Here is a 5220-nt window from a genome sequence, read left to right as displayed (position 1 = left end):
ACCGAGGGCAAGCTGGGCGGCCGCGCCAACGTCAAGGGCGTCTCGGGCATCTGGAAGAACCTGACCGACAACGTCAACTCCATGGCCGACAACCTGACCAACCAGGTGCGCGACATCTCCCAGGTGACCACGGCCGTGGCGCGCGGCGATCTCAGCCGCAAGGTGACCGTGGACGTCCAGGGCGAGATGCTGCAGCTCAAGGACACGGTCAACACGATGGTGGACCAGCTCGACTCCTTCGCCGACGAGGTCACCCGGGTGGCCCGCGAGGTGGGTACCGAGGGCAAGCTGGGCGGCCGCGCCAACGTCAAAGGCGTGTCGGGTATATGGAAGGACCTGACCGACAACGTCAACTCCATGGCCAACAGCCTCACCTACCAGGTGCGCAACATCTCGCAGGTGACCACGGCCGTGGCCAAGGGCGACCTGTCCAAGAAGATCACGGTCGACGCCCAAGGCGAGATGCTCGACCTCAAGGACACGGTCAACACGATGGTCGACCAGTTGGAGTCCTTCGCCAACGAGGTCACCCGCATGGCCCGCGAAGTCGGCACCGAGGGGACGCTGGGCGGCCAGGCGCACGTGCGCGGGGTGTCGGGGGTCTGGAAGGACCTGACCGACAACGTCAACTCCATGGCCAACAACCTGACCCACCAGGTGCGCCAGATCTCCATCGTCACGCAGGCGGTCGCGCGCGGCGACCTGACCAAGAAGGTCACCGTCAACGCCAAGGGCGAGATCCTGGAGCTGAAGGACACCATCAACGTCATGGTCGACCAGCTGGACTCCTTCTCCGACGAGGTCACCCGCATGGCCCGCGAGGTGGGTACCGAGGGCAAGCTGGGCGGCCGCGCCGACGTCAAGGGCGTCTCGGGCATCTGGAAGGACCTCACCGAGAACGTCAACTCGATGTCGCAGAACCTCACCACCCAGGTACGCAACATCTCCCAGGTCACCTCCGCGGTGGCCAAGGGCGACCTGTCCAAGAAGATCACCGTCGACGCCCAGGGGGAGATCCTGGAGCTGAAGGACACCGTGAACATCATGGTGGACCAGCTGTCGGCGTTCGCCACCGAGGTCACCCGCGTCGCCCACGAGGTCGGCAGTGAGGGCGAGCTGGGCGGTCAGGCCAAGGTCGACGGTGTCTCGGGCACCTGGAAGCAGCTCACCGACAGCGTCAACGAGCTGGCCGGGAACCTCACCACCCAGGTGCGCGCGATCGGCGAGGTGGCCAGCGCGGTCACCCGCGGCGACCTCACGCAGAACATCCAGGTCGACGCCCGCGGCGAGATGCAGAAGCTCAAGGACAACATCAACCTGATGGTGAGCAATCTGCGCGAGACCACCGCGTCCCAGCGCGACGAGGACTGGCTGAAGTCCAACCTGGCGCGCATCTCCGGCCACATCCAGGGCCACCGCGACCTCAACGAGCTGGCCCGGCTCATCATGACCGAGGTCACTCCGCTGGTCGAGGCCCAGCACGGCGCCTGCTACCTGCCCGAGGAGAAGGACGACGAGGAAGTCTTCCTGCTCTTCGGCAGCTTCGGCTACCGCCCCGACGACGACCGCCGCCGGGTGCGCTCCGGCACGGGCCTGGTCGGCGAGGTCATCGCGCAGAAGAGCGAGATGCTCATCAACGACGTGCCGTCCGACTACGTCAAGGTCGGTTCGGGCCTGGGCGAGGCGGCGCCGCTGACCATCGCGATCTTCCCGATCATCTCCGAGGACCGGGTCCTGGGCGTGGTCGAGCTCGGCTCCTACGGGCGTTTCCGCGAGGTGCACCTGGACTTCCTGCGCCAGCTGATGGCCCAGCTGGGCACCACGGTCAACACCATCCTGGCCAACTCCAAAACCGAGTACCTGCTGCTGCAGTCGCGCCAGCTGACCAACGCGCTGCAGGAGCGCTCCAACGAGCTGCAGCGCCAGCAGGAGGAACTGCGCCGCAAGAACGCGGAGCTGCACAGCAAGGCGGGCCAGCTGGCCAGCCAGAACCGGGCGATCGAGCTGCAGAACCGCCAGATCGAACGGGCGCGGCGCTCGCTGGAGGACCGCGCCCACCAGCTGCAGGTCTCCTCCAAGTACAAGTCCGAGTTCCTGGCGAACATGTCCCATGAGCTGCGGACTCCGCTGAACAGCCTGCTCATCCTGGCGCGGCTGCTGGCCGACAACAGCGAGCAGAACCTCACCTCCAAGCAGGTGGAGTTCGCCCAGACGATCCACAAGGCGGGCCACGACCTGCTCCAACTCATCGACGAGATCCTGGATCTGGCCAAGGTCGAGGCCGGCCGGGCCGAGGTGCAGCCCACCGACGTGTCGATCAGCCAGCTGGTCGACTACGTCGAGGCGTCCTTCAGGCCGATGGCCGCCGAGCGCGGGCTGGCCTTCGGCGTGGACGTCTCCCCGGACATCCCGAGCTACCTGTGGACTGACGAGCAGCGGCTGCAGCAGATCCTGCGCAACCTGCTGTCCAACGCGGTGAAGTTCACCAGCACCGGCGAGGTCCGGCTGCTCATCGAGCCGGCTTGGGCGCTGGAGGACGCCGACCTCGACATGTTCGGTGAGAACGACGAGATCGTCGCGCTCTCGGTCGCCGACACCGGCATCGGCATCCCCGACGACAAGCTGCAGGTGGTCTTCGAAGCGTTCCACCAGGGCGACGGCGGCACCAGCCGGCGCTTCGGCGGTACCGGCCTGGGACTGTCCATCAGCCAGAACTACGCGCGGCTGCTGGGCGGCGAGATCCGGGTGCAGAGCGTGCACGGCGAGGGCAGCACCTTCACGCTGCTGCTGCCGGTGCGCGTGCCCGAGGGCACCGCCGAGCGGATCGAGGCGTCGCTGGACTCCCCGCCCGAGCCGGTGACCGGGGCGCGCGCCGACATCGAACCGCTCACCGAGGTCGACGTGCAGGTTCCCGACAGCCCGGCGGACCTGAGCCCGCTGGAGACCATCGAACCCGCGGAGGTCGAGGAGGAGTCCGAGGCCGACGGGGCCGAGGAGCAGCCGGCTCCGGTCCCCGCACTGGCCGAGCCCGCCGAAGCCGCGATGGAAGGCGAGGCCGGTGCGTCCTCCGAGACCGGCGCCACACCCGATCCCGACCGGGACGCGGCGCTGGCCGGGCGCGAGGTACTCATCGTCGACGACGACATCCGCAACGTGTTCGCCCTGACCAGCGCATTGGAGGCGCACGGGCTGCGCGTGCACTTCTCCGACAACGGGCATTCGGGTATCGAGAAACTGGAGGCCAACGAGAACGTCGAGCTGGTCCTGATGGACATCATGATGCCGGAACTCGACGGCAACGCCACCACCCGTGCGATCCGGGAGATGCCGCAGTTCGCGGATCTGCCGATCATCTCGCTGACCGCGAAAGCGATGCAGGGCGACCGCGAACGCAGCCTGGAGGCGGGCGCATCGGACTATGTGACCAAGCCCGTCAATCTCGACCACCTGCTCAACGTGATCCGCAGGTGGCTGGACGGCGACGGTGACGAAGCGGGCGGATCGGGCCGGCAGAGCCCGGACGGCACCGGTGGGGCCGACAGCCCGGACAGCACGGACTAGGAGCAGGAGCAGCAGACGTGCCGCAGAAGGCCAACATCCTCCTCGTTGACGACCGCGACGAGAACCTCACGGCCCTGGAGGCCATCCTCACCTCCCTGGACCAGAACCTGGTGCGCGCGAATTCGGGGGAGGCGGCCTTGAAAGCGCTGCTCGAAGACGAGTTCGCGGTCATCCTGCTCGACGTCGTGATGCCGGGGATGGACGGTTTCGAGACCGCGTCCCACATCAAGCAGCGCGAGAAGACCAAGGATGTGCCCATCATCTTCCTCACCGGTGCCGGAATCGACCGGCACCGGGTCTTCCGCGGGTACGCGTCGCGGGCGATCGACTACCTGACCAAGCCGTTCGATCCGTGGGTGCTGCGTTCCAAGGTCGAGGTGTTCGTGGAGCTGCACCAGATGAAGCAGCGGCTGCGCACGCAGTCGCAGTTGTTGCAGCGGGACCTCTCCGCCGAGACCGGGGAGTCGTCGGCGCCGGTCTCCGACCAGCTCTCCCGGCGGGTCGCCGACATCAACACCAACCTGGAGTCGCTGCGGGAGAAGGTCGTCACCGAAGAGCACGACAGCGATCCGAGCACGATCGAGGCGGTCCGCGATCTCGACCGGGCTGTGGCGCAGTTGACGACCCTCGTCGACGCGATCCGCGGGCCGGAGTAGGGGCAGGCGGCGGGGGCGGCCGGAATCGGCCACCCTTGCCGGCGGGGGCGGTTTCCACCGAGGGCACGCCGGACGGGTGCGGCGGCCGGGGGCTCGGGATTCCCTACAGGGCGGCCGGAGCGATCGGGGCGTGAATCGCTGGAACCGGTGCCGCCCCGGCGGCGTCTCAGTCGGCGAAGATCGGGCGGTCCCGCCCTCGACGGGGGCGCGGGAAGCTCGGAGACCTGCGGTCTCGTGTAGGCAATAGAGGGCGAATCGTCCCGGTTCGAGGGTGTTGAGCCCTCAGTCCCCTCCGCGCATACCGCACCCGCCGGTCCCCATACCCCCGTTGTAACCTGACCCGGTCTTCCCGCCGTATGCCGCACGATTCGCCGCCGCGGTCAGGGCCGCTCGGATTCTGCCGGTTCGAGCCGCTACACGTGGTGCGGCGCGGAACCAAGCTGCCTTCCCTCGGACCCATTGGAGCGACAACCGTGTCCCCTACGATGTCCCGCACCGCCTCCGGGCTCGCCGCCGTCTGCTTGGGCCTGGGTGCCTCGCTCGCCGCGACGCCAGTGTGGGCGGACAGCCCTCAGGGCACCACGGGAACGTTCAGTTACACCTGTGCCGACCAGGTCGACGACCTCTCGGAGACCTCGGATATGGACTTCCGCGTCACGGCTCCCGCCGAGAGCGAGGTCGGCGAGGAGATCGAGTTCCAGATCCAGCCGGGCGGGCACACGTACTACTACTACGTCGACGGCGGCGACATCATCTCGGGCACCCTCGCGGCCGACGTCGAACTCGGAGGGGACGCCGCTCCGTCGCCGACCGCCACCGCCTCCATCGAGGCCCAAGGCGCCTTCAGCCCGGACGACAACGACACCTTCGACGAGTCGACCCTGAGCGGCACGTTCACCCCTACGGCCCCGGGCGAGGTCACGCTGGCGCCCGGCGAGGTCACCGTCGAAGTAACCCAGACGCCCGGGGACTCGACCACCGTCTGCTCGCCGGACAGCGCCAC

At 68.0% G+C, this 5220-nt stretch carries 3 protein-coding genes; all 3 read left to right on the top strand.

Annotated features, from left to right (window positions below):
• Positions 1–3561, top strand: a 3561-nt coding sequence (locus tag D452_RS27410; RefSeq protein ID WP_017542326.1) for a HAMP domain-containing protein, incomplete at its 5' end; no start/stop codon positions are given.
• A 17-nt stretch (positions 3562–3578) separates the two neighbouring features.
• Positions 3579–4217, top strand: a complete 639-nt coding sequence (locus tag D452_RS0101085) for a response regulator (protein ID WP_017542325.1) — start codon at positions 3579–3581, stop codon at positions 4215–4217.
• Positions 4218–4690: 473 nt separating this feature from the next.
• Positions 4691–5220: hypothetical protein (locus D452_RS0101080; RefSeq protein WP_204366591.1), on the top strand; the 530-nt coding region annotated here is incomplete at its 3' end.

The sequence above is a fragment of the Nocardiopsis prasina DSM 43845 genome (assembly GCF_000341265.1).
In the GTDB taxonomy this organism is placed as follows: Bacteria; Actinomycetota; Actinomycetes; order Streptosporangiales; family Streptosporangiaceae; genus Nocardiopsis; species Nocardiopsis prasina.
Note: the sequence above shows the minus strand (reverse complement) of the source record. Positions and strands in the feature narration are given on the sequence as shown.